This is a genomic window from Hydrotalea sp. AMD (assembly GCF_004100315.1).
Taxonomy (GTDB): Bacteria; Bacteroidota; Bacteroidia; order Chitinophagales; family Chitinophagaceae; genus Hydrotalea; species Hydrotalea flava.
Genome location: NZ_SCKY01000014.1, coordinates 93,070 through 118,005, shown reverse-complemented (window position 1 = coordinate 118,005; position 24,936 = coordinate 93,070). Strand labels below are relative to the sequence as shown.

General features: G+C 36.3%; 18 protein-coding genes, 1 pseudogene and 1 riboswitch. Of the genes and pseudogenes, 9 read left to right on the top strand and 10 right to left on the bottom strand.

The features are described from left to right. Positions 1-826 precede the first annotated feature (826 nt). Both EO766_RS11635 and EO766_RS11630 read left to right on the top strand, forming a co-directional pair. On the top strand, positions 827-1,606 hold the full coding sequence (locus tag EO766_RS11635) for an SDR family oxidoreductase (RefSeq protein WP_074417939.1): 780 nt from the start codon (positions 827-829) through the stop codon (positions 1,604-1,606). A 62-nt stretch (positions 1,607-1,668) separates the two neighbouring features. Continuing rightward, positions 1,669-2,046, top strand: a pseudogene (locus EO766_RS11630) (GxxExxY protein). 145 nt (positions 2,047-2,191) lie between these two features. Here the strand turns inward: EO766_RS11630 and EO766_RS11625 are convergent. Together EO766_RS11625 and EO766_RS11620 are read right to left on the bottom strand one after the other, a co-directional pair. Continuing rightward, positions 2,192-3,598, bottom strand: coding sequence for a PAS domain-containing sensor histidine kinase (locus EO766_RS11625; protein ID WP_074421033.1), 1,407 nt, complete (start codon positions 3,596-3,598; stop codon positions 2,192-2,194). A 219-nt stretch (positions 3,599-3,817) separates the two neighbouring features. Next, on the bottom strand, positions 3,818-7,993 hold the full coding sequence (locus tag EO766_RS11620; protein WP_074421032.1) for a PAS domain S-box protein: 4,176 nt from the start codon (positions 7,991-7,993) through the stop codon (positions 3,818-3,820). Positions 7,994-8,376: 383 nt separating this feature from the next. Between EO766_RS11620 and EO766_RS11615 the strand changes: the two genes are divergently transcribed. Both EO766_RS11615 and EO766_RS11610 read left to right on the top strand, forming a co-directional pair. Then, a complete protein-coding gene (locus tag EO766_RS11615) occupies positions 8,377-8,853 on the top strand; it encodes a flavin reductase (RefSeq protein ID WP_074417936.1) in 477 nt (158 codons plus the stop codon). Then, entirely contained in the window at positions 8,850-9,098 is a 249-nt protein-coding gene (locus EO766_RS11610; protein ID WP_074417935.1) for a TIGR03643 family protein, read from the top strand. Before EO766_RS11615 ends, EO766_RS11610 begins: the two co-directional genes overlap by 4 nt. A gap of 126 nt (positions 9,099-9,224) precedes the next feature. Here the strand turns inward: EO766_RS11610 and EO766_RS11605 are convergent, their stop codons facing one another. Both EO766_RS11605 and EO766_RS11600 read right to left on the bottom strand, forming a co-directional pair. Further along, positions 9,225-9,707, bottom strand: coding sequence for an NAD-dependent epimerase/dehydratase family protein (locus EO766_RS11605; protein ID WP_141676758.1), 483 nt, complete (start codon positions 9,705-9,707; stop codon positions 9,225-9,227). Between the two features lie 40 nt (positions 9,708-9,747). Next, positions 9,748-10,104, bottom strand: coding sequence for a Crp/Fnr family transcriptional regulator (locus EO766_RS11600; RefSeq protein WP_218836936.1), 357 nt, complete (start codon positions 10,102-10,104; stop codon positions 9,748-9,750). Between the two features lie 898 nt (positions 10,105-11,002). On the opposite strand from EO766_RS11600, the gene EO766_RS11595 reads away from it, so the two are divergent. Beyond that, positions 11,003-11,788, top strand: a complete 786-nt coding sequence (locus EO766_RS11595) for a hypothetical protein (RefSeq protein ID WP_074421031.1) — start codon at positions 11,003-11,005, stop codon at positions 11,786-11,788. 79 nt (positions 11,789-11,867) lie between these two features. Here EO766_RS11595 and EO766_RS11590 read toward each other — a convergent pair whose 3' ends face one another. The 4 genes from EO766_RS11590 to EO766_RS11575 form a co-directional block, all read right to left on the bottom strand. Then, positions 11,868-12,053 (bottom strand): hypothetical protein, encoded by a 186-nt coding sequence (locus tag EO766_RS11590; protein WP_143439591.1) that lies wholly within the window; start codon positions 12,051-12,053, stop codon positions 11,868-11,870. A gap of 139 nt (positions 12,054-12,192) precedes the next feature. Next, the gene (gene metE / locus EO766_RS11585; protein WP_074421030.1) at positions 12,193-14,520 is read right to left on the bottom strand and encodes a 5-methyltetrahydropteroyltriglutamate--homocysteine S-methyltransferase; all 2,328 of its coding nucleotides are present in this window, start codon (positions 14,518-14,520) and stop codon (positions 12,193-12,195) included. Between the two features lie 174 nt (positions 14,521-14,694). After that, positions 14,695-14,885: riboswitch (cobalamin riboswitch) on the bottom strand. Between the two features lie 337 nt (positions 14,886-15,222). After that, a complete protein-coding gene (locus EO766_RS11580) occupies positions 15,223-16,032 on the bottom strand; it encodes a DUF3050 domain-containing protein (protein ID WP_074421029.1) in 810 nt (269 codons plus the stop codon). A 1,103-nt stretch (positions 16,033-17,135) separates the two neighbouring features. Next, entirely contained in the window at positions 17,136-18,125 is a 990-nt protein-coding gene (locus EO766_RS11575) for an aldo/keto reductase (RefSeq protein WP_228733250.1), read from the bottom strand. Between the two features lie 153 nt (positions 18,126-18,278). Here EO766_RS11575 and EO766_RS11570 point away from each other — a divergent pair, with 153 nt between their 5' ends. Continuing rightward, positions 18,279-19,175, top strand: a complete 897-nt coding sequence (locus EO766_RS11570) for a helix-turn-helix domain-containing protein (protein WP_074421027.1) — start codon at positions 18,279-18,281, stop codon at positions 19,173-19,175. A 245-nt stretch (positions 19,176-19,420) separates the two neighbouring features. Here the strand turns inward: EO766_RS11570 and feoB are convergent, their stop codons facing one another. Continuing rightward, positions 19,421-21,574 (bottom strand): ferrous iron transport protein B, encoded by a 2,154-nt coding sequence (gene feoB, locus EO766_RS11565; protein ID WP_287101042.1) that lies wholly within the window; start codon positions 21,572-21,574, stop codon positions 19,421-19,423. A gap of 128 nt (positions 21,575-21,702) precedes the next feature. Here feoB and EO766_RS11560 point away from each other — a divergent pair, with 128 nt between their 5' ends. From EO766_RS11560 to EO766_RS11550, 3 genes are read left to right on the top strand one after another with little or no spacing between them, the layout of a single operon-like run. Beyond that, entirely contained in the window at positions 21,703-22,959 is a 1,257-nt protein-coding gene (locus EO766_RS11560; RefSeq protein WP_287101041.1) for a hypothetical protein, read from the top strand. A 21-nt stretch (positions 22,960-22,980) separates the two neighbouring features. Next, entirely contained in the window at positions 22,981-23,424 is a 444-nt protein-coding gene (locus EO766_RS11555) for an IPExxxVDY family protein (RefSeq protein ID WP_228733248.1), read from the top strand. Between the two features lie 18 nt (positions 23,425-23,442). Next, positions 23,443-23,673: a 4a-hydroxytetrahydrobiopterin dehydratase gene (locus tag EO766_RS11550; RefSeq protein WP_287101040.1), complete on the top strand. Its 231-nt coding sequence runs from the start codon at positions 23,443-23,445 to the stop codon at positions 23,671-23,673. A gap of 221 nt (positions 23,674-23,894) precedes the next feature. Here EO766_RS11550 and EO766_RS11545 read toward each other — a convergent pair whose 3' ends face one another. Beyond that, on the bottom strand, positions 23,895-24,863 hold the full coding sequence (locus EO766_RS11545) for a transketolase family protein (protein WP_218331733.1): 969 nt from the start codon (positions 24,861-24,863) through the stop codon (positions 23,895-23,897). Positions 24,864-24,936: the final 73 nt, after the last annotated feature.

The following is a 24,936-nucleotide window of genomic DNA, read 5'->3' as shown; positions in this document are numbered from 1 at the left end:
TCAATATATCATCCACTAAACAGTAAATTCCAATAACTTTGTCCTGAAGCATTTGAGTAGAAGTTTTGTTTTCGCAACTCAAAATTATTCCTATTTCAAATGCTTCTATTTTAGGAAACTTGGGTTAATTATTTGAAGAATTTGCAAAATTTTAAGCGCAGGAATAAAATTAAAACAATCCTTCCTCATTCAAAAATGACATTCAGGAAAACAATGACCAGATTAAAGTAAATATTGCCATTTTAGCTTTAAACATACTTAAACTTTTTTCAATTTAGACGCATTCCCATTGATAGTATACAAAACTTAATGATGGGAAGAACACCTGCTTAAAAGCCATATAGAGTTTCGCTTACACCATAAGACCTTGAAAAGTAAAATATACCACTAATTTTAAGCGTTACAATGAATAAAAGTTCTTTAAAAGAGAAGCCATAACATTTCTTCTAAGAAAATTAAAAAATAACTCGGCCACCAAGTACCTGTTTTCATTACTATGCAATATTGAAGAATATGTGAGATGTTGCACAGGTATTTATTTTAAAAACATCCTTAAAAATAAGCAGGGGGTATTATGCATGAAAAGCAGGATATCCTATCCGTTTTAGGCAGCAATGTTTCTCCGGTTCATAAATTTTGTAAGGATTCATATACTTCTGTAATTTTACCCGGAATGTATATAACACTTCTTACAATATTAAGATTGATTTTATATTTCAAGGATCTAAAACTTTTGTTCATTCAATCGTATGTTTTTTCAGCTCATTTTTATTTTGCTAACTAATAAAATAACAGCAGCCGATTGGGCTTACATCAATCAATAATTATGACACAACCATCTTCACTACCACCAACCTTTATTGTAGGCGGGGCTACTTCAGGACTTGGGAAAGCGATAGCGCTTCTTTTACTGGAAAAAGGGGCTAATCTTATAGCACTTGGCAGGAGTACGGAAGCATTGCAGCAGTTGTATTACAACTACCCGAAACAGGTTACCACTATCTGCGGAGATATTACCCTTCCGGTTACACAGAACACTGTATTGGATGCGATACAAAATATGTACATAGCAGGCATTTGTATGAATGCCGGAGGCCCACCGGCAGCTACTATTAACGAAACAACAATGCAGGATTGGGATATGGCTTATCAATCTGTATTGCGCTGGAAAGTAGCTATGGTAAAAGCATTGCTGCCTCAATTAGAAAATCAACAATATGGCCGGTTATTATTTATTGAAAGTGCTACCGTAAAACAACCCATGGAAAATTTAGTATTGAGTACGGCTTTTCGACTGGCTGTAACCGGATTTGTAAAAACCTTATCGAATGAAGTAGCAGCTAAAGGCATAACTGTTAATATTTTGGCGCCCGGGCCTCATAACACACCGGCTATTGAACGGGTTTTTAAAAAGAAACAAGAACAAACCGGTCTTGATTGGCAAACCATACAACAAACAGAAATAGAAAAAATACCTGTTCACAAATTGGGCAATGCACAGCAATTTGCACAATTAGCAATTTGGCTAATGAGCGAAGATGCAGGTTATATTACCGGGCAAACCATTTGTGTTGATGGCGGTATGGTGAAAGGTGTTTTTGGATAATATTATATATAATTAAATATTAATTATAAAAAATAACATTCACCAACTCTAACCATCTTTTCATGACAGAAAACGAAATTTCTAATACAATTATTGGCGCTGTAATGAAAGTGCATAAAGCTTTATGCCCTGGTTTATTGGAAAGCGCCTATCAGGAATGTTTATTGTATGTTTTGCTGAAAGAAGGGCTAATTATTGAAAAACAAAAGCCTATGCAATTAGTATTTGAAGAAATCCATTTAGAATGTGGTTATAGAATTGATTGATTAGTTGAAAATAAAGTGGTAATAGAAGTGAAAAGTGTAGAGGCATTAAATGATGTTCATTTAGCCCAAACACCCACCTATTTAAAACTAGGAAATTTTAAATTGGGTTTACTTATCAATTTTAATGTACCATTATTGAAGCATGGCATTAAAAGAGTAATAAACGGATTTTAATAGAAATTCTGACACTAAAAAAGTTGGAGATTTTTTTTATTTAACCACAAAGTACACAAAGTTTTTCGCAGAGAACACAAAGGCTATTTTAGATTGTTGATCCATCTGTGAAATTTTGGGTGAACTAAGAAGTGAAAGATAAATATTACCGTAATTTAAACTGAATATGAATTTTGCATCCTTTACCGGGTGCACTATCAATTTCTACTACGCCATTGTACATTTCGGCACGGCGTAATATATTATTAATGCCTATTCCTTTTCGCTGACTGTTTACATCAAATCCTATACCATTATCTTCAATGGTAAAGAATACATAGCTTTCATTGCGTTGCAAACGCAATATTACCTTCTTGGCACCTGAATGTTTGATGATATTATTGAACTGCTCCTGTGCTATGCGGTAAATATTGATTTTAAAGGGATAAGTTAGTCCTTCTTCCTCAAAATCGGTTAACCGGCTTTCAAATTGTAACGACTTTAATTCTCTGATATCAGCCATTAATTTCTCCAACCCCTCCTGCAAACTTATCTCGGTCTCTAAGGGTGTTATTAACGCTTTAGATAGTTTACGGATTTCTTCAATACTCTTTAAAATAAAACCTGATGCCTGACTCAATAAATTTTCTTTCCGGTTAGGATGCTGCCTTGCCGACTCTACATAAATGCGAGAAGCAATGAGCAATTGATTAACATTATCGTGCAACTCCTGACTAATTTCACTCCGTTCTTTTTCCTGCGCGGCTATTACGGCTTCCGCTATTTGTTGCTGCCGCAATAATTGTTCATTGACTAATTGCTGCTCTAATGCCAGCTTTTCAGTAACATTATTCAACATGGCCATTACCGCCTGCCGGTTATCATATACAATTTTATGCGATACCGTTTCCATCCACATTTTTTTGCCCAAAGCATTTTGATGTATCCACACACCTTTCTTTTTTTGTTTATCGGTATTCGCAAAATCAGCCGCAAATTTTAAAAAGTCTGGCAAGTTTTCCCGCAGATGAATATCTTTCATTGATAATTTTACAAAATCGCGCCGGGCATAACCATATTCTTTGCAGGCAGCATAATTCACATCAATGATATGCAGGGTTTCTAAATCCCACAATATTAAAGCCAGCGGATTATTTAAAAACAGGTAGCGGTATTTTTCATTGGCCGATTGCACCAATGCTTCATTGGCTAGTTTTTCACGCAGGTCAGTTATTTGTAACAGCAATAAGCATTCTTTTTCAGGAGCAAGCATGGTACAATGTACCGATACAGGGATGGCAGCTTCTCCCAAAATTTGCATATTGGTTGTAACCGATGCTACTGTATTGTTTTGCACATCAACACATAATTTTTGCCAGTATGATATTTCCCAATTCAATAATTGTAGCACTGAGTGCCGTAACCCATCAGCTACAGAACCACCCGTTAATTGCACCAATGCCGGATTGTTTGCATGTACAGCCCCTTTTGCATCGGCAATTAACATGGGCTGCAATACATACGCCCATAGCTGACCACTCCATTCATTACCGGCAGGTAAAGTTGTATCCATGCTGTGTTTAAATATTGAAATAATCTTAGTTTTAAACAACAATGCCAAAACAAGCAGTTGCGTACTAACAAATTATCTCATGAAAAGAAACAGCACCAACAAAGAAGTGAAACTGATTTTTCAAGGATAATGATGCAAATTAGTTTGCTAATATCTACACAAATCTACAAGTTGCCAAATTTATTGGACTCGATTTTTATTATACATGCATTACTTGTTTTATATATTATGAAAATCTACTAACAATACTGTTCCATTTCCCGGCGAACTTTGTATGGTAAATTTACCCTTATACATCTCCGTTCTTTTTTGAATATTATTTAATCCAATACCCGATTTTACAGCATTTACATCAAATCCCTTTCCATTGTCTACTATCCGCAATGTAATATGACTGCCATTTCGTTTTAACTGAATTTTTACTTTAGTGGCTGCTGCATGTTTACTGATATTGGTTAATTGCTCCTGTATAATACGATACAAATTCAAGCGAAACTTTTGTTCTAATCCTGTTTCATTAAAATGCGTTAAATCAATTACTACATTATTTTTCAATAAAAGCAACATATCGTTCACCAATTTCCGGATAGCTTCTTTCAGGCTTACATCTTTCTCAACCGGGTTAATCAATGCTTTAGAGAGTTTCCTGATTTCTTCGATGGCCTGCAAAATATACCAGGATGATTGCTGCAATAACTCATTTTCTTCAGGATGTGCTTTACGTGCCATTTCTACATAAATACGGCTGGCCGTTAAAATCTGGTTTACATTGTCATGCAATTCACGCCCAATTTCCTGCCGTTCTTTTTCCTGCGCTGTTATTTCGGCATGTATTACCTCATTGCGGCGCTGCACCTGTTCTTCTGCCAACCTCGCTTCTAATGCTAATTTTTCTGTAATGTTTGTACCAATACCCATCACACAATCTCTGCCTTCATATTTTATTTTGTGCGAAGCAATTTGCATCTGAATGATACTTCCATCTTTTTTCTGATGTTTCCAGTTTTTAATATACTTGATTTTGTCAGATAACTGAATTTGCCGTACAAATTGCTTCAAAGTTTCATGCTCGGAAGCAGGATATAAATCTAAAATAGTCATTTGCAGTAATTCTTCTCTTGAATAACCATATTCTTTTATGGAAGTATTGTTGACATCTAAAATCTTCAGACTCCCGATATCCCATACAAAAATGGAATTAGGGTTGGTATCAAACAATTGTTTGTATTTTTCTTCCGATACATGCAATTGCTCCTGTGTTTTTTTAGCTTCGGTAATATCTGTTTCAATAGCAAAAAACTGCACTAATTTTTTTTGTTCATCAAAAATTGGTTGTACCTGTATGTGCAGCCAAATGGCCTCGCCTGATTTGGTATAATTTTTAATTTCACATTCAAAAGGTTGCTGAGCGGCAATCTGTTGACGCATATAGGTCTTTACAGCTACATCACTATCAGGCCCTTGTAAAAAACGAGCATTTTTTCCGATACTTTCAGTTAAAGTATAACCAGTAATTTTTGTAAATGCTTCATTTACATAAGTAATGTTTTCATGGGCATCGGTAATAATAACGGCATTGGTGGTTTCCTTAGCTACTATCGACAAGCGTTTCAATTCTTCTTCCTGCATTTTACGCTGTGTAATATCTTCTGTGGCGCCAATCATTCTTGAAACTGTTCCATCTTCATTTCTAATAATAAAACCTTTATCCCGCACAAATGCATAACTGCCGTCACTTTTTTTAAACCGGTACTCCGATTCCCATATATTTTGATTTTTATTTTTAAAAGCCAGCTTTCCTCTTTTCAGAATATTGGGCAAATCATCCGGATGTATATGGCTGGTCCAGAAATCACGATCCCACTCTAACACTTCCGAAGGATAGCCGAATAATTTTTCAAACCCATCTCCCAGTAATTCAACGGTATGATTGGCAATATTCCAATCCCATAGCGCATCGCTGGCAGCTTTGGCAATTAATTCGTACCGTAGTTTATTGGTAGCCAGTAACAGATAGTTGTAATGGTTTTCCATGATAATACCTACTAGCTTGCTCATGCGCTCTAATGTTTGCAATTGCAAAGTGGTAGGTGTTTTGGGCACCTCGTAATAAAATGCAAGGCTGCCTAAAACGGTATTATTTTTATTGAGAATGGGGATACTCCAACAGGCCTGTAACCCATACTGTAAGGCAATTTCTTTATACAGTTTCCATCTTTTATCATTTGCAATATCATCTACAATCACCCTTTCTTTGGTGTACATGGCGGTACCGCAGGAGCCGGCAGCAGGGCCAATGGGTGCACCATTAATGGCTTGCAGATAAGCAGCAGGCAGATGCGGGGCGGCCAGGTGTTGTACAGTATTGTTGGATTGCAAAGTAAGCACCGAAGCCAGCATACCGGGATGCAGTTTTTCTAATTCAATCAGTAAAATATCTACCACATCTTTAAAAGCAACCTGTTGCTGCAGGTTTAAGTTGTATACCAGTGATTCAATATCCTGAATAGATTGCTGGTACTTTTGCAGGGTAATGTCCTGCATGGCCCCTACCATGCGGTAAGGTTTCCCATTTTCATCTTTCAATATTTTACCTCTATCTATTACATAGGCCCAGGAGCCGTCTGCTTTTTTGTAATAATAGGCTTCCTGCCAGAATTCTGCTGCGTTATCAATCGCTTGTTGTAAACTGGCAGTAACTCGTTCTGCATCATCCGGATGCAATCTTGTTTTCCAATCCTGAATATTACCCTGATGAAAGTTCACCGGATAGCCAAACAATTCGGTATACCCATCTCCCCAGTACATTTGACCGGTAGTTAAATCCCAATCCCAAATTGCATTAAACGACACCTGTACAACATATTCAAACCGCTCGTTGCTTTGTAATAATTGTCGCCTTGTTTTTGAACGTTCCGTTACATCATTTACCAGAATTAATGCAGCCGGTTGCTGGTTAAATTCTATCAGGTGCGAAATAATTTCTACTTCTAACCAATCTCCTTTTTTGGTACGGTGTTTCCATAAACCCTGGTAGGCCAAAATTGAACCTTTTCTTTCACGCTGAATAAGTTGTAAGGCTCTGACATCTTGCTCATCTCTCAAATCGTAAATCGTCATTTGTAAAAACTCAGCCCTGCTATACCCATATTTCTGCACTGCCATTTCATTTACTTCTAAAAAAGCTTTGGTATTGGGGTGTATAATCCACATGGGTTGCGGATTATAATAAAACAGGTATTTATAAGTTTTTTCTGAAGTTTCCAATGCTTGTCTTACCTGCACTTCATGGGTTATACTTCTAAAAAACAAGGTTGTTTCTTGTTGATTCGGATAAATCCGGTAACGCATCCATTCCTGCCATTGCGGATGAAAAATTTCCAGTACATTAGATTGTTGCAATTGAAGGGCATTGTTGATGACCTGCTCAAACACCAGCCGTTCTGTACCCGGAATGGCCTCTATAATATTGGCACTTTTTCCATCGAGCGGAAGATGCAACAAGCGGCGGCCGTTAGAATTTAAAAATGTGCTCTTTCCGGTGGCATCAAATGTGGCAAATCCATCGGCCAATTGTTCTAAACTATTAATGAAATAATTCCGTTCTTTCTCAAAAATATTTTTTAAATACTCTGATGTATGCAACAATTCCTGTAACTGCTTTTCAATATTTTTTTGTACCGTTACATCCATGGTATTCACCATAATATGGGTAACCACTCCCTCAGCATTTTGAATGGGTTTGTACTTGATTTGATAAAACAACACACTACCTTCAAATGGCAGTTCAATAATGGTTTTATGCGTATGACCGGCCAATACATCACTATATACTTGTTGCAATGCAGGTATACGTTCCGGCTGTGCATATTCTAAAATAGAGTGCCCTACAACTAAATTTTTGCCCAGTAATGCTTCACTTTTAATTTCGGCTGAAGCATTGATAGCAGTAATGTTTAGGTTACGGTCTAAAATTATAAACGACTCATCTGTATTATTTAAAATGAGCTGCATTTCGGCCATTAATTTTTGGGTAACTGCAGCATGTTGTTGGCGCTCGGAAATATCGGCAATAATAGCCGATGCCCTTTGTTCGCCAGAGGTAGTTGTAAACAACCGGGAATGCATTTCAACAGGAAATTTTTCCCCATTGCTTTTTATGCCGATAAACCGGCCCTTCACCAATCCGCTTTTAGCTCGTTGTTCATACAGTTCAGCAAATCCGGGCATGTTTTCATCTATCAACCGGCTACAATGCATACCACGTAAGGCTTCTAAACTATAACCAAACATTTCGGCAGCTGCATGGTTAGCCTCTAACACCGTACCATCGGGTTTCGACAGAAAAACGGCGAGCGGTGCGTGTAATATAGTTAGATGATACATTTCTTGCATACACAAATCCTTATAGGATTGGATAAACGCAATATAATACGCTTTTATCTCCTTTAACGTTAAAGGTATTGCGTGAATATATAAAAAAATGCAACTTCATGAAAAAATATATAAAAATGAGTGAAACCACTTACCGACTCCACCAAAAACCAAATTCAATCACCTTATCATTAGTTCCGCATAATTTTATACAAATTATAATGTTTTAACATGATGATGTATTTACTGATACTTTACCACACAACAGCCATATCATCCTCTTTCTATAACTATTCGTTTTGCGGTATGAACAAAATACCTATTTAACAGTTGATATGTAACTATGGTGAAGACCTGGTAATAAAGCACCACTACCAACATATATGCTTTTAAAATTTTGAAATATGCAACGACCCTGGAATTTACCCAGTTTTCCCGTTTACAGTTTTGCTACCTATATGAATCATGCTGTAAACATGAACATTTGTACATATGTTACCCCGGTTAGTATGCGTCCGAAATTATACATCGTAGCATTATATCATAATACCCAAACCCTGCAATGGATGCAAAAAACAGATGAAGCCGTTTTACAATTATTGAATGAAAATCAATACACATTGGTACGTAGTTTAGGCCAAAAAAGCGGCCTCAAATTCAATAAACAAGAATGGCTAGAAAAAAAACAACTGTTAACCTACTGGAATCAATTTAAAGTATTGCATGGTGCTGCGGCCTATGTCCGGTTAAAAAAAATAAATACCCTTGATACGGAAGGTGACCATGTTTTATTTCTATGTAAAGTGTTGCAATATCAATCACTATCGGCCAATATCTTAACCACAGCTATTCTATCCAATAAAAAAATCATTAGCATATGACGCAACAGGAAACAGACCGCATTTTTGAAATGAACTGGGAAGACAGAACCCCTTTTGAAGCCATTGCTTTTCAATTTGGATTAACCGAACAGGATGTAATTGCATTGATGTGCAGCGAACTAAAGCGCAGTAGTTTTCATCTTTGGCGCAAACGTTTAAACAACGGCATCAGTAAAAAGCACGTACACAAGCGCAACACCGGTATAAACAGGTTCAAAAGCAAACTACAAAAGCAAATACCCTGAATAAAATCAGTAAACGATAAGGCGTTTAAGCACCATACATTCCATTGTGTGTGATGAATGTCCTTGCTCCTCAAATATAGCCAACAACTTACCCAATACAATCATATACAAAAAATTGTTAATTCTTTAAATACCGTAAAAATCAGCAGCCCTTCCAATTGTGGCATTCATATTCCCTGCTTTCACTTCCTCCATTAAAGTAGTTGCTAAATGGGCACTCACTTCCACTTTTACACTGCAGGGATTATAGGGTGTATCTTCATGTATAGCACCATCTACTTTTCCATACATGTACACATTGTCTAAAAATATCAGTCTGGCCCCGGATATTTTAACCGCATATATTACATTGTGCATAATAACCGGCCATTGTGCTTTCCAAATATTTTTATCATAAGGCAGGCCTGCAGTTAAATAAACGGTATGGGCACCTTTTACTGCTTCCAAAACTTCAACAGCATGCAACAAATCTGCTTTTTTCCAGGCCACATTCGGAAACTTGGCATTCACCGGCCTACGGCTCACCAATTGAACGGGTTGTTGATGTTGTAATAATTCGCGAGTTAGCACATTGGCAACGGCGCCGCCGGCTCCTAGAATGGTATGCATATCTTTTTTTGTTCCCACAAAACTCGTCCGGATGGCCGTACTATTCCGTTAACAAAAGATAAGAAATCGATTGATGTATCATAATACAATTGAATGCATACTTATTTTGCATTGGCAAACTAAATATCCTGCGTCTTATGCGTGATAAGGAAACGGGTGTAATACCAATATATTTGGCAATATAATGCTGTGGCATTCGCTCCAGTACATCTTTTCCATACTGCAACAAGTCTAAATACCGTTCTTCAGGATTTTTTAAAATGAATAATTTAATCCGATCTTCAAAACATACCAAATAATGTTCAGCCAATAATCGGTCAAACCGTTCCATTTTATATGCCAATAACGGATGATTCAGCAACAACTGCATATTCTTGTAACTGATGGTAATGAGCAAGCTATCTTATCTTCCAAAGCCTGTATATAATAATACAAGGAAGGTTGTTAGGTTAAATAACTTTTAAAGGAAGTAACAAAATGCCGTTCAAAAATAAAATAGCCGGTAATTTCTTCACCGTCTTTAATATTGTAATAGCGCACAGAGCCTGACACAATAAACCCAAGATTGGTGCACACTTTATGCGGTTCTGAAAAGTAACTTTTCTTTTTAGGTCATTATTGTCCGGCAAAACTTAACTTAAAAATAGCTATAATCCTTTGCTGTAAAGAATTACAGGCTAAAAAATGGTTGTTTCAAAATTGGAGGGAGTACCCCATCTTTTGAAATCGGCTGAAATATGTTTCTGTAAAGGGTTTGAACCATTATTTTACAATTTTTGTCGGACAACAATGATTTTTTAAATATAACTTTTATTTAAAGAAATTGTTGTTTTTCTGGTAATTTTCTGCATTTCGACCAGGTTTTTCACCGACTATTGTGTATAAAAGTCTCTCCTTTGAGCTTCGTCATCAATGCGGGAAAATGAACAATTGCAAATACTACCCATCTGCTGAATATAGTCTAATTTATAGCTTCGGTTATTTCATCCTGTTTTGCACTTTATTCATCAGCACTTACAATACGTCAACGGAATGGTTGCCTTCTGATATAATATTACAACATACAAATATAAAATTATATAATTCAAAAAAAGAAAAATATCATTTGTAAAATTGACCGGGTGCTAAAAAGGCTGCAAATCAAAAACGAGAAATCCTGCAACAGGTTTAATAAACTTTAAAATAAATTAGGAATTTCCAAATTATTAATCTATCTTACCATTAACATTTTTTTAACAGATTTACGCACCTTCTTTTTTATACCAACCTTTTCTTTAACTGCTAAATTTGAATTTATGAAAAAGATGCTTGTATTTATATTTTGTTTATCAGTCACTTTTATTAATGGACAAACAAATAAAAAATGGATGTTTAATTCCGGCTTGGATATTGGAGCATGGTGGGGCGGAACAGGAATTTCTTCTTTAAAAGCAACAGATAATCCTGTATTAACGGGTGATTTAAAAACACAAATAGCATATACTGGCGATCTATATATAGAATGGTTACATAGAAAATACAAAAGCTCTGGTCCGGATTTTGGGCTAAAAACAAAATTAGTATGGGATTATTTTACAGCAAATAATGCGCAGTCGGGCAATAGTTTAGAATCTTTCACACTAAACTATATATCTGCTCCGGTATTATTTGAATATTGTATTTCCTTTAAAAATAAAGTTACAAGTGCCCGCTATATAGCACCCTCATCTACTACACAAACCTATATTTACAGTCATTCATATGGAGATAATATTGTAAGCAACACTACGGTCAATCCGGGTGGGTATAGTCCAGGCGGAGTTCCATTTTCTGATGCAATATTTTTGTATGCCGGGCCATCCATTAATTTTCTCGCTAAAGCTTTTCACAATCAAAATGGCAACGAATATGTTTTAAACAATAACCAACTAAATTCATCGTATGTTGGGTTTGTAGGTGGTGTATGTTTATATCTTTTTATGATTAATATAGATATATCATATCAAAGGGGTTTTACAAGTATTTATAATAATTCAAATGTTGTATTAAGTGGATTCTTAGTTAGACTGGGTTTTAACTTATCGAGAAGAAAATTTAATTAGTTGTATACACCTATCCTATATACAGGCAGTTTGCACCTATATTTTTCTATAGGTGAAGCAGGATGTAAAATGACTACATTTACAATTTCAACAATCCTTCCCTTACTGTATCGGCCATAGCGTTACTGTGTCTGTATGCTGCCTTTTCTGTAATACCTATATTGATGGGCATTGTGTTAGTGTGGCCATAAGTTGCATAAAAATAGGCACAGGTATAGCCACAGCACATTAATGCTTTTGATTGATGCATGTTAGTGTACTGCACAAAAAGCGAAAAATTTAAAACAACTCATACAATCATATAAACAAATAGCAGTATCAATTGACTATGATAAATAATATTTAATTATTTAATAAGTTATAATTAGGTAATTACAGTATGCAATTACCTAATTATCAAATTATCAATTTTTAGGTTGATGGACAGATAATCGCAACTCTTTTGCAGCATTTACCATTTCTACCAATGCTTTTTTTGTTTCATCCCAATGCCTTGTTTTCAGACCGCAATCAGGATTTACCCATAGTTTTTCAGCAGGTATAAACGCTTTTGCTTTTTCCATTAATGCTATCATTTCTGCTTTAGAAGGAACCCTTGGCGAATGAATGTCATAAACACCGGGACCAATTTCGTTGGGATATTTAAAATCGGCAAAAGCATCCAGCAATTCCATTTGTGAACGACTGCATTCAATTGTAATCACATCGGCATCCATGTCGGCAATATTTTGAATGATGTCGTTAAATTCAGAATAGCACATATGTGTATGAATTTGTGTTTCATCATGTACACCACTTGCCGATATTCGGAATGCTCCAACAGCCCATTGTAAATATTCCTGCCAATTTTCTTTTCGTAATGGTAACCCTTCACGAATGGCTGGTTCATCTATCTGTATAATTTTTATACCTGCTTTTTCCATATCCATTACTTCATCACGGATGGCAAAAGCAATCTGTTTACAGGTTTCACTGCGTGGTTGATCATTACGAACAAAACTCCATTGCAAAATAGTAACAGGGCCTGTAAGCATTCCTTTAACACATTTTTGGGTTAACGATTGAGCGTAAGAAGTCCACCGCAATGTCATTGGTGCAGGGCGGCTTACATCGCCATAAATAATTGGTGGCTTTACACAACGGCTGCCATAGCTTTGTACCCAGCCGTCTTGGGTAAATGCAAATCCGTTTAATCGTTCACCAAAGTATTCCACCATATCATTGCGTTCAAATTCTCCATGCACCAATACATCAATACCCATTGCTTCCTGCCAACGGATGGCCTCTGATATTTCTTTTGCAACTAAATCATCGTATTGCTCTTGTGTAATTTCGCCTTTTTTAAGCTTAGTCCTCCAACTTCTTACCTCGGCAGTTTGTGGAAATGAACCGATAGTAGTAGTGGGGAACATGGGTAATTGCAAGGCTTTACGTTGCTTAATTTTTCTCAAAGAAAAATCATTGAAGCGCTGTGTATCTTTTTCAGTAATAGCAGCAACACGTTGTTTTACGCTCTGATTGTGAATAAGAGTTGATATTTTCCTACTTTGATGTGCCTCCATATTTTCCTGCAATTTTAAAATTGCATCTGCCTGATGTTCCTTATTTGCCAATTGTTTCAGCGTTACCACTTCGTCAATTTTTTGTTTTGCAAAGGCAAGCCACTGTTTAATTTCAGGTTTTAATGTTTTATTGTTTGTTTCTAATTCCAGATCGCAAGGTGAATGGATTAATGAACAAGAAGGAGCAATCCAAATCCTTTCTACTCCAATTATTTTAACTGCTTTATCAATTAATGCAAGCGACTGCTGAAAATCATTTTTCCAAATGTTTCTGCCATCCACTAAGCCTAATGAAAGATTGGTTTTTGTTTTCACAAAATCAGTTGCTAAGATATCGTCTAACTGTGATGGGCAGCGTACCAAATCAAGATGTATTGTTTGCACAGGAAGGCTTAATACGGTTTGTAGATTTTGCCCATAACATTCAAAATAGCTTGTTAAAATTATATGAAGGCCGGGTAATTTATTCTTTATTTTCTGATATGTTTTTACAATAATTTGTTGTTCTGATTGGCTCAAGTCAAGTGCTAAACAAGGTTCATCAAATTGGATATAGTGGGCATTAGCATCATCTAATTTTTTCAATATTTCCAAATAAACAGGCAACAGTCTTTCGATGAGTTCAAGCCTGTGAAAGCCTTCTTCTTTTTCCTTACCCAAAAGTAAGTAAGATACTGGCCCCAGTAGTACAGGCTTTGCCTGAATACCATTTGCTTTTGCTTCTAAAAACTCATTTAACACTTTATTTGAATATAAAGTAAATTTTTGAGTGGCAGTAAATTCAGGAACAATGTAATGGTAGTTGGTATCGAACCACTTAGTCATTTCCATGGCAGTAACATCATAGCCATCTTTTTGGTACCCTCTTGCCATTGCAAAAAGCAAATCAATGTCTGGCAATTGTTTTGTTTCCATCAATGAATGATACCTTTCCGGAATTGCTCCAACCATTAAGCTGATATCCAATACATGGTCGTAAAAAGAAAAGTCATTGCAAGGTATCAGGTCAATACCTAATTCTTTTTGTAATTGCCAGTTTTGCTGGCGAATGGTTTTACCTGTTTGCAGTAATTGCTGTACAGGAATTTTGCCCGACCAATATTGCTCGGAAGCTTTTTTGAGTTCACGTTGGCTGCCTATCCTCGGGTAGCCTAAGTTGTGTGTTTGCATTTTTTGATGCTTTTAAAATGATGAAATCAGTTTAAAGCTCTTTTGCTAAACCTCATAATGTTTTGTAGAAGAAGTGAAAGAAATGGTATGCACACAATGAATCCTGCAAGAGTCAATAATCCTGCAAAATAATGGGCACATCAATTCTGACTGTCTGCTTCATTCCACGAAAGCATTGTCAACACGGTAAAGGCAGGTCTCCTGACTTGTAACATTTTTACCGTCCTTCCCATCTCGCTCAAGGCAAAACAGTGGATACACAAGGGTAAAAATTTAACGTTACTTACAGTTGCGGGACAGTTTGTGATTTGCACACAATTCCCTATTAATTTACGTTAAGTAAAACCTTTTCCGTTTGATGAAGAAATGTAGTAAAGAACTATTTGAATACAAATATATTATAACTTTCTATTAAAATTTCATCTCTGCAATTTTACCCTAAATCAAATCAAGCCATACATGTGTTATCGATTAGCCTTTCTTTTGTTTTTTTTGTCAACTTTAGTATTATTGTTCCTACTATTGTGACTATATAACATAAAACTTTTATTTAGGGTTTTATCCTTTTAACAGCAATTGAATATAACATTCATTCCGAAATCAATACCTTTAAAAATGAATGGTTGGTAATATTAACGGTTATCACGATAGCAAACCATTATTTATTATTTATGTCTGAAGCATTTCAGCTTACCTGCACCATTATTCTGCTTTTACAACGTTTAAGCTGGCAGTTGTTGTTGGTACCATTATTTGTTTATAAACGCCATCCCACAGGCTGATACGCTTTTGTAAAGAGGTAATAATTGCCTGTTCTGCTTCTTTCCAACGTTGTTCATCAGTACCACATAAGTTTGTTGTCATTTGCAGGGCAAGCTGGCTATGGTGGTTGCCGTCAACTTCAATGTGCCTTTCCAGATAATATTTGAAAATTGAGATACTTTGGGGAAAGTTTTTATGTATATCATTAACCATTGAAACAAACATCCCCGGAATTAAATCTTCGCGCCCAAATGTAAAGATGGCTGATTGCAAATAATCTTTTTGGCTGTTAATGATTTCAAATGTAAAGTCAACAAATTCACGTGCTGCTGACGGCACCTCAGCTGCTGCAAATGCAGTAACCATATTACCGGTATTTTTTAACACGCGGATAAATGTTTCCATTGGCTTAGTATCGGCGCCACATTGCTGCATGGCATCCAAATAAAGTTCAAAATGACTTTTTCTATGGCCAAAACTATCCATATCAGACTCTTCCCCCACTACTATTTCATTGATAAGGTATCTTGTATCAGCAGCACCTTTGGGAAACCAGGGGATGGCAGTACAGGTTAAATTGTTTTGCAATGTCTTTAATAATGACATGAAGTCCCAAACAGCAAAAACATGATACTGCATAAAAACCTTCAGGTCATCCGTATTTCTAATGGCTGCATATACTTTATGCTGCATGATTTGTTGTCTGTAAGGCTCTATTGCCTTTTTTATATGCGCTATTGATTCGTTCATCTTTTAAATGTATTAGTTTTATTAATTATTTAAATTAAGTATGCATTGTTTTTTTTGAAGCATGCAAAGTAATGAACAAATCATCTGCACAAAAATTTAATTAAGAGTAGGTAGATAAGAAAAAGCTATCGATCAATTGATACGCCCATGCTGCAATAAAGATGATAGTAAACTTAAGTTGATTGTTGGTTCCTATGAGGCCAACAGCACACAAATAATTATGTTAGGCAAAATTTCTTTCATTTATTTTGATGAATCTACAATTAATGATAGACAAATTCAAAAATGACATCACTATTTTTTATCAAATAATTTTTCTGCGAGTTCAGCGGGAAAAAAATCTTCCGCAGATAGCGCTGATGGATCAATCATTTACATTTTAATCCAACTCCCTGCCCTTTGCGCCTATACTTTGCGGGCTTTGCGTGAAAAAATAAACCATAACAGTAACAGAGGATTACACAGAAAATTTTTTACTTATTTTTAAAATCAACCTATTCTGTAGTTCATCTGCGGATTCATCGGAAAAATCATCTCCCACAGATAAAGCTGATTTACGCTGATGAGAGTTGGTTCATTGTCATTTCTATGCATTGCTGAATACATTTATTTTATTCTTTGAAAAAAATGCCGATATCCGTCCGATACCGGATGATCATCACAAATCAATTGATTATTTTGAATAGAAAAAGCTGTTCCATTTGGCCCAAACCATAGCTTGCCGGATGTAGAATTGAGGAGATGTACAATTTTTTATAAGTACTGTCATAAGTAATAAAAAATTGATCATTTGATTGTATGGTGCCATTTTCGGAAAGCGTATAAGTAGAGACTTGTTGAAAAGTTAATATAACATGGGTATCCGAAGCTGTAATTGTTTGTACAGCAATACCGCAATGGAATACTTCCATTGCCATTGCCCTATTATATTGTTATTGGTTCCAACCGCTTTTTTGCAAAAATTGCTCATGCATACCATTATAATGCATGCTAATAAAACTTTTTTTGCATAACCATCGTTTTATACATGATCATTTTAAACAGTAATTCGTTGCATATAATGGGTACAAATTGATGAACAGTTATAAAATTTATTGTATACTTTACAACCCTGTTGCTCTTTCCAACATTTCAGGATACCGATCACCCAAAATTTTTATTTGTGCAGAAGCCTCTTCTATTGCATTCAATTCTGCTGCTGTAAACGCAATAGCAGCTGCACCATTGTTTTCTGCAAGACGATGCAATTTTGTTGTTCCCGGAATGGGTACAATCCAAGGCTTTTGGGCAAGTACCCATGCCAGTGCAATTTGTGCAGGCGTAGCATTTTTTTGTTGTGCAAATTTTTCGATTACATCCAGCAACGCTGCATTTGCTTTACGAGCTTCTTCCGTAAATCTTGGAAGATGATTACGAAAATCGCCTGCTTCAAATTTTGTATTTGCGTCTATCTTCCCGGTAAGAAATCCTTTTCCAAGCGGACTAAACGAAACCAACCCAATTCCCAATGCTTCAATGGTTGGAATAATTTCTTTTTCATGTTGTCTTGTCCATAGTGAATATTCACTTTGTAATGCACTTACAGTTTGCACAGCATGTGCACGGCGAATGGTATGGGCACCTGCTTCAGATAAACCAAAATATTTAACCTTGCCTTCTTTAATTAAATCCTTCACAGTTCCGGCAACATCTTCAATCGGCACTTTGGGATCAACACGATGCTGATATAATAAATCAATCACATCAACCTTTAATCTTTTGAGAGAACCTTCAACCGCTTTTTTTATTTGTTCCGGTTTACTGTTTACACCCGCCATTTTACCATTCTGAATATTGAAACCAAATTTTGTTGCAATGATAACTTTGCCCTTGTAAGGTTCAAGCGCTTCACCAACCAGTTCCTCATTACTATAAGGCCCATATACTTCAGCAGTATCAAAAAAATTAACACCTTGCTCTACTGCTTTGCGAATAAGATGAATGGCATCTGCTTTTTGCGGAAATGGATAATAGGAAAAGCTCATTCCCATACAACCCAAACCAATTGCAGAAACTTCAAGTCCTTCATTTCCTAATTTTCTTTTTTGCATCATTCAATTTTAATGTTTATGCAAAGGTCTTCGTATTTTTTTGCATGAATGGTATATAGATTACGGATCGCTGTACCAATATTACTGATGATGCAATACACACTCAATAACAGAAGCATAAATCAGTAATTTTACATTTGATGAAACAATAGTGTTATGGATAAACTACGCCGATTTGATACAATTAGCGATTACAATGCTTTCAACAATACTGAAACACTCCACCCGCTGGTTAGTGTGATTGATTTTTCAAAGGCAGCACCAAGACAAGGTTCCAGAATGTATTTTGGCTTTTATACTATCTTGCTAAAAGATATAAAATGCGGTGATTTGCATTATGGGCGGCATACTTACGATTACCAGGAAGGCACCCTGGTATTCATTGCACCGGGACAAGTTGCCGGGATCGATAGCAATGCTGAAACATACCAGCCCAAAGGCTTTGGACTTGCATTTCATCCTGATTTAATTCATGGCATTTCGCTTGGCCGACATATTCAAGACTATTCTTTCTTCGGCTATCAATCGAATGAAGCATTACATTTATCAGAACGAGAAAGGAAAATTGTATTGGATTGTTTTTCAAAAATTGAATATGAATTAGAACATGCCATTGACAAACACAGTAAAAGATTGATTGTGTCGAATATTGAACTGTTTTTGAACTACTGTACCCGTTTTTACGACAGGCAATTTATTACCCGTGACAATGTACATAAAGGCATTTTAGAAAGGTTTGAAAAAGTATTGAACGCATATTTTCAATCTGATAAGCCACAAACCATTGGTTTGCCTTCAGTAGCTTATTGTGCCGGCGAGGTACATTTATCAGCAAACTATTTTGGCGATTTGATAAAGAAAGAAACAGGCCAAACAGCACAGGAATATATACAATCAAAAGTAATTGATGTGGCAAAAGAAAGAATATTTGACCATAGTAAATCAATCAGTCAAATTGCCTATGATTTAGGCTTTAAGTATCCCCAGCATTTTAACCGTTTGTTTAAACAACGGGTTGGGCAATCCCCAAACGAATACAGAATGCTGAACTAAGTATCCCCCCCATTAGTTATTCAAAAATTATTGGTAATAGTTAAAACTTAATCTGACAGTTATTAAATTTGATAACATGACGCCGTAGATGCCAGCCGAAGTGAAGTACTATTTGTGAATGGCAAAAAAGCAAGCTATATTTTTTGTATTTGCACCAACCATAATAGCGACCAAAGCTGGGAACCCAATAATGAAGCCTGGGAATTAACCCGAAAGATTTCTAAACTATTGTGGGATTATTATCATTAAAAAATGTGGTAAACAATGAAACTCATTATATAGGCCAGTCCCGTCATGTATACAAACTGAATAACCGGCCATTTCCAACTGCGGGTTTCACGTTTTACAACAGCCAGTGTGCTCATGCACTGCATTGCCAGTACATAAAACACCATTAATGATATTCCTGCAGGCAATGTGTACACTTTACTGCCATCTGAATACTTAGCCTGCTGCATTTTTTCACGCAGTGAAACATCTTCTTTCCCTTCTTCTACTGAATACAAAGTGGCCATTGTTCCCACAAAAACCTCCCGTGCCGCAAAAGAGGTAATTAAAGCAATGCCAATTTTCCAATCAAAACCCAAAGGGCGGATAACAGGCTCAATGGTTTTACCCAAAATTCCGGCATAGGAATGTTGTAATTTTAGTGAAGCCAGCTCTCTTTGCAGTGCTGCCTCCTGCTGTGGTTGCTGTTGTATTAAAGTGGTATATTGTGCATCTAACTGTTGCATTTGTTTACCCGGACCATAAGCACTTAAGAACCAGAGCAACAAGCTGATGATCATAATTACTTTTCCGGCATCCCGCACAAAAATCTTTGCTTTTTCAACCATAGTAATGCCAACATTCTTCCAACGGGGTGCCCTGTAAATAGGCAATTCCAAAATAAAAAAGCTTTTTTCTTTCATCTTAATAAAGCCTTTCAATACAGCACTTACAATTAAAGCCATTACCAAACCCAGCAAGTATAACCCCATCATTACCAAGCCTTGTAAACTGAGGAATCCGAAATAATAAGTATTTTTTATAACCAGCGAAATTAAAATGGTATACACCGGCAAGCGGGCACTGCAACTCATTAACGGGGTAACCATAATGGTTAAGAGCCTTTCTTTTTTATTTTCAATGTTCCGCGTACTCATGATTGCAGGAACCGCGCAGGCAAATCCGCTAATCATGGGCATTACACTTTTCCCATTCAAACCAACCTTCCGCATTAACTTATCACTCAAAAAACTAATTCGCGCCATATAGCCGGAATCTTCCAAAATGGTAATTAATCCAAATAAAATCATGATTTGTGGAATAAATACCATAATTCCGCTCATCCCTGCCACTATTCCATTAATCAATAAATTACTCCACCAAGCATCCGGCAATGTATTACTTAAATAATGACTCAATTGAGTGAATGACCATTCAATTCCATCCATTGGATAACGAGCCAGCCAAAATATACTTTGAAACAGAAGAAACAGTACAATTAGTAAAATTAAATAGCCCCAAACCCGATGCAAAAAAATATTGTCTAAATGATTGGTAAATAACTTTTGTTCTAACGGATCGGGCTCTACCACATTTTTTTGCAGTATTTGTTTGATGCGCTGGTATCGTTTTAAAATTTCTTCTGCCTGTGTTTTGGTAGGATTAAAATTGTTTTTTTGTTCAATATCTTCTATTGCTTCCTGCTGGTGCTGCGATAAAGGGAAATTTTCGTGATTAATTAAAAAATGGATGGCCGCATAATCACTTAACTGTGGGAACAACTGTTGTACAGATTCAATAGCATTGCTGGCAACGTTTTTATTATCTATAAAATCGCGGGATGGAATGGAATATTGTTGTTTGGCTACCATTCCAATCACTTTTCGTAAATGTGCCAGCCCCTTATTTTTTCTTGGATTAACAGGCACAACAGGCACACCCAAATCAGCTTCAATGCCTGCCACATCAATTTTAATTCCTTTTTTGGCTGCCAGATCGTTCATGGTTAATGCCACTACCACCGGCCTTTTTAAATCGATGATTTGTGAACAGAATAGAAAATTTCGTTTTAAATTACTGGCATCGGCTACCAGCACAATAATATCTGCATTCAAATCTACATCAGCATTCATGAGCACTTTATAGGCCACCCATTCATCTGCCCTTCTTGGATACAATGAATAAGTGCCCGGCAAATCAATCAATTCAGCCTTTAATGACCCGTCAATATCCAATATCCCGGTTTTTTTATCAACCGTTACCCCCGGAAAATTACCTACCTTTTGGTTTAAGCCGGTTAATGCATTAAACAAAGAGGTTTTCCCACTGTTTGGATTTCCTACTAAAGCGATGCGTAATAATTGTTGTTGCTTCACGTGCATGTATAAGTAAGCAAAATTAACGGTAGCCAAAGCTATGCTGTTTCGAGGTTGGGAAAAGAATATTTATACACCTTAGTACACAAATTGCTGATGCCTGTTACTTTTGTATACGATTTTATCTGAAAGCATCCTGTCACCTTCAAAACTATTCAACGATTTTGGGAAAAATAATTTTATGGCCTTTTGAAAAAACACCACCTATTGTTTGCATAATGATTGCAGGGGTACTTTTTTTCCCATCGGCCACACAAGCACAATCCAAAAGAAAGAAATTAAGAGAAGAAAAAGCGGCTGCGGCTCAATTGAAAGCTGAAGTGATGCATCATTTAATACAATTGCATGCAATAGAACCGCAAAGTATAGCCGGATATTTTCAAGCTTTTATGGAGCAGAAAGGCGCAACCCCCTTGCATAACAGTACCTTTACAGATAGCTTTTCCATTCATGAGGGGAATGATTATCAAAACCCCAATACCTATCTCTCCTTAAATGGGGTACAGTTACAAGCCGGGACTGATTTTTTTCCACTGCATTACAGTTCAAATAGGCACATTAGCGGTTCAGCTGCACCTGCATTGAATGAAAATGGAGCGCCCTGGTTCAGAAATTTGGCAGATATTATCAGTGAACATGCCGGTGATCAACAGTTTGATTGCGCGGAATATTGCATCAGTGAATCAAAACGAGCTGTTGCAAAAGGGGCTACTGCTTTATTGTTTTACAACACTGACCCCACTTTGCAAGATGCAGTTGCATTTAAAGCTTTTAAAAAAGATTCAGTACTGCCCATTCCTATTGTTTATATTACCCCATCAGGATGGAAAAAATGCAATGCAGCTGAAGTGAATACAATAGATATTGATGTTTCTGTTCACATACAACCCAAAATATTTCGTTCTGTAAATTATGTTGCAATCATTAACCACCATGCAGACAGTACGTTGTTGCTGTATACACGGCAACCGATTGAAGGATTGGCTACTATGCTAAGCCTGACAGATGTACTTAAAAAGCAAAATAGGCTGAATTATGTAATGGTGTATCAGCCCTACCAGCATTATACATTGGCCAAAACCGGATTATTACAAACAGCCACTATCACTGGCAATATGCATTGGCAATATGCAATTGAAATAAATACTGCATCTACTGATAGTACTACAACTGCACAAACAACCAATAACGGCTATTACAGCAGGCATTTAAATATTTCTATTGGCGAACCTGATGAAATCACTACAGCTGAAAAAAGCGCCGAATACCCATTCACCATTATACCCGGCATACAATATTTATTCACAAAAAAAAGTTTAACCAATAGCACTTCAGAAAAAACGTTGGTAATACAGCAAATGATACAAGATATACAAACACATATTCTGGCAATACAGGTAAACAATAACAGTAAACTGTAACACAAAAAAACATCTATTAATATGGCCATGATAAAACAGAAGTTAGATATCAGCCAGTTGAATCATGATTTTTTTGATGATACCAAAATAGTAGGCATCATGGCGCCGGTAAAGAATTATTATTTTATCTGGATGCTGAATAACTTTTTAGGCTTTAATTTTTTTTTATATACAGATGCACCTATTGAAATGCACAAAAAAAACAGAGCCTATCATTTCAATCTTTACATATCTGGCCAACATGAAGGCAGCTTAGTGCATTATTTGTACCATAACCAGTGCGACGGAGAAGCTTTATTACCTGAACTAAAGCATTTGGATTTTATATGGTTAATGAAAGGCGACAGAATAGATGATGAAAGATGCAACCGTATGATGGATAGCATCAAAAAATTAGGCAATGTGCAGTTAGTATTGGAAATACCACAGGAGCAAATTAAAAATATCAGCAACCTGATTATTTAATCTAATAAAACTACAATTATGTGGCAGGAAAGCAACAATCATTTATACAGAAAATTTCAATTTGCCGATTTTTCTGTAGCATTTGCTTTTATGGTACGGGTGGCTATTGAAGCCGAAAAAATGAACCACCATCCACGATGGACGAATGTTTGGAACACGGTTGAAATTTGGCTCAATACCCATGATGCGGGTGATGTGGTAACTGAAAAAGACCATACCCTGGCCCAAAAAATTGACGCTCTTTTATAAAAAAGGCATACTTCCTGCTCTTGTAAATATTCAAGTATGAAATATTTATGAACATTATCATTTTATACATCAGGCCGACGATTTTGGAATTGATTCGTTGAGCAGATAATGAATTGAATAGCAGTATATGCACCAAAAAAGCTATCATTCTTTAACTAAAGCATACAAAAAAGCCTTCATTTATTATTGAAGGCTTTGTATATTTTAAACAATAGGATTGATTAACCATTTTTGCGTTGCAATACTTTTTCAACCGCAGCAAAAATATGCGGGGCATCTAACCCATATTTCTGCAATAATTCCATGGGTGTACCACTTTCGCCAAAAGTATCTTTGGTGCCTACATATTCAATAGGAATAGGTAAATGTTTGGCAGCCACCTGTGCAATAGAATCGCCCAGGCCGCCAATAATATTGTGCTCTTCTACTGTTACGGCACATTTTGTTTTGGTAATAGATTGCAAGACTGCCGCTTCATCCAAAGGTTTAATAGTATGTATATTTATCAATTCAACACATATCCCTTTTTCTTCCAGCATTCGGCCTGCTTCAATAGCTTTCCAAACCATATGGCCACAAGCAAAAATAGAAACATCGGCACCTTCACTTAATACCTGTGCTTTACCAATCACAAAATCACTGCCATCTGCTTTGGTAAAATTGGGCCATTTGGGGCGGCCGAATCTTAAATAAACCGGCCCCTCATAATCTGCAATGGCTTTGGTTGCGGCCTTTGTCTGATTAAAATCGCAGGGTACAATCACCGTCATACCCGGCAACATTTTCATTAACCCAATATCTTCTAATATTTGGTGTGTGGCACCATCTTCACCCAGTGTTAAACCGGCATGTGATGCGCAAATTTTCACATTTTTATTACTGTAGGCTACACTCTGTCTAATCTGATCATATACCCTTCCGGTACTGAAATTGGCAAAAGTAGTAGTGTAAGGAATTTTACCGCCAATGGTTAATCCGGCTGCAATACCAATCATATTAGCTTCGGCTATACCACATTGCACAAATCGTTCCGGAAACTCTTTGATGAAAGGAGCAATTTTCATTGAGCCGGCCAAATCTGCAGTCAATACTACAATTTTATTATTGGCTTTACCTGCTTCGTAAATGCCTTCGCCAAAACCTGCTCTTGTTTCCTTTTCATTCTGTAACTGGATGTCTTTCAATTTCATCGATAAATTGTTTTACTTTATAAGCTGTAGAAAAACTCCAACAATAGCAATTTCTCTTTTAGCTTATGCTTAT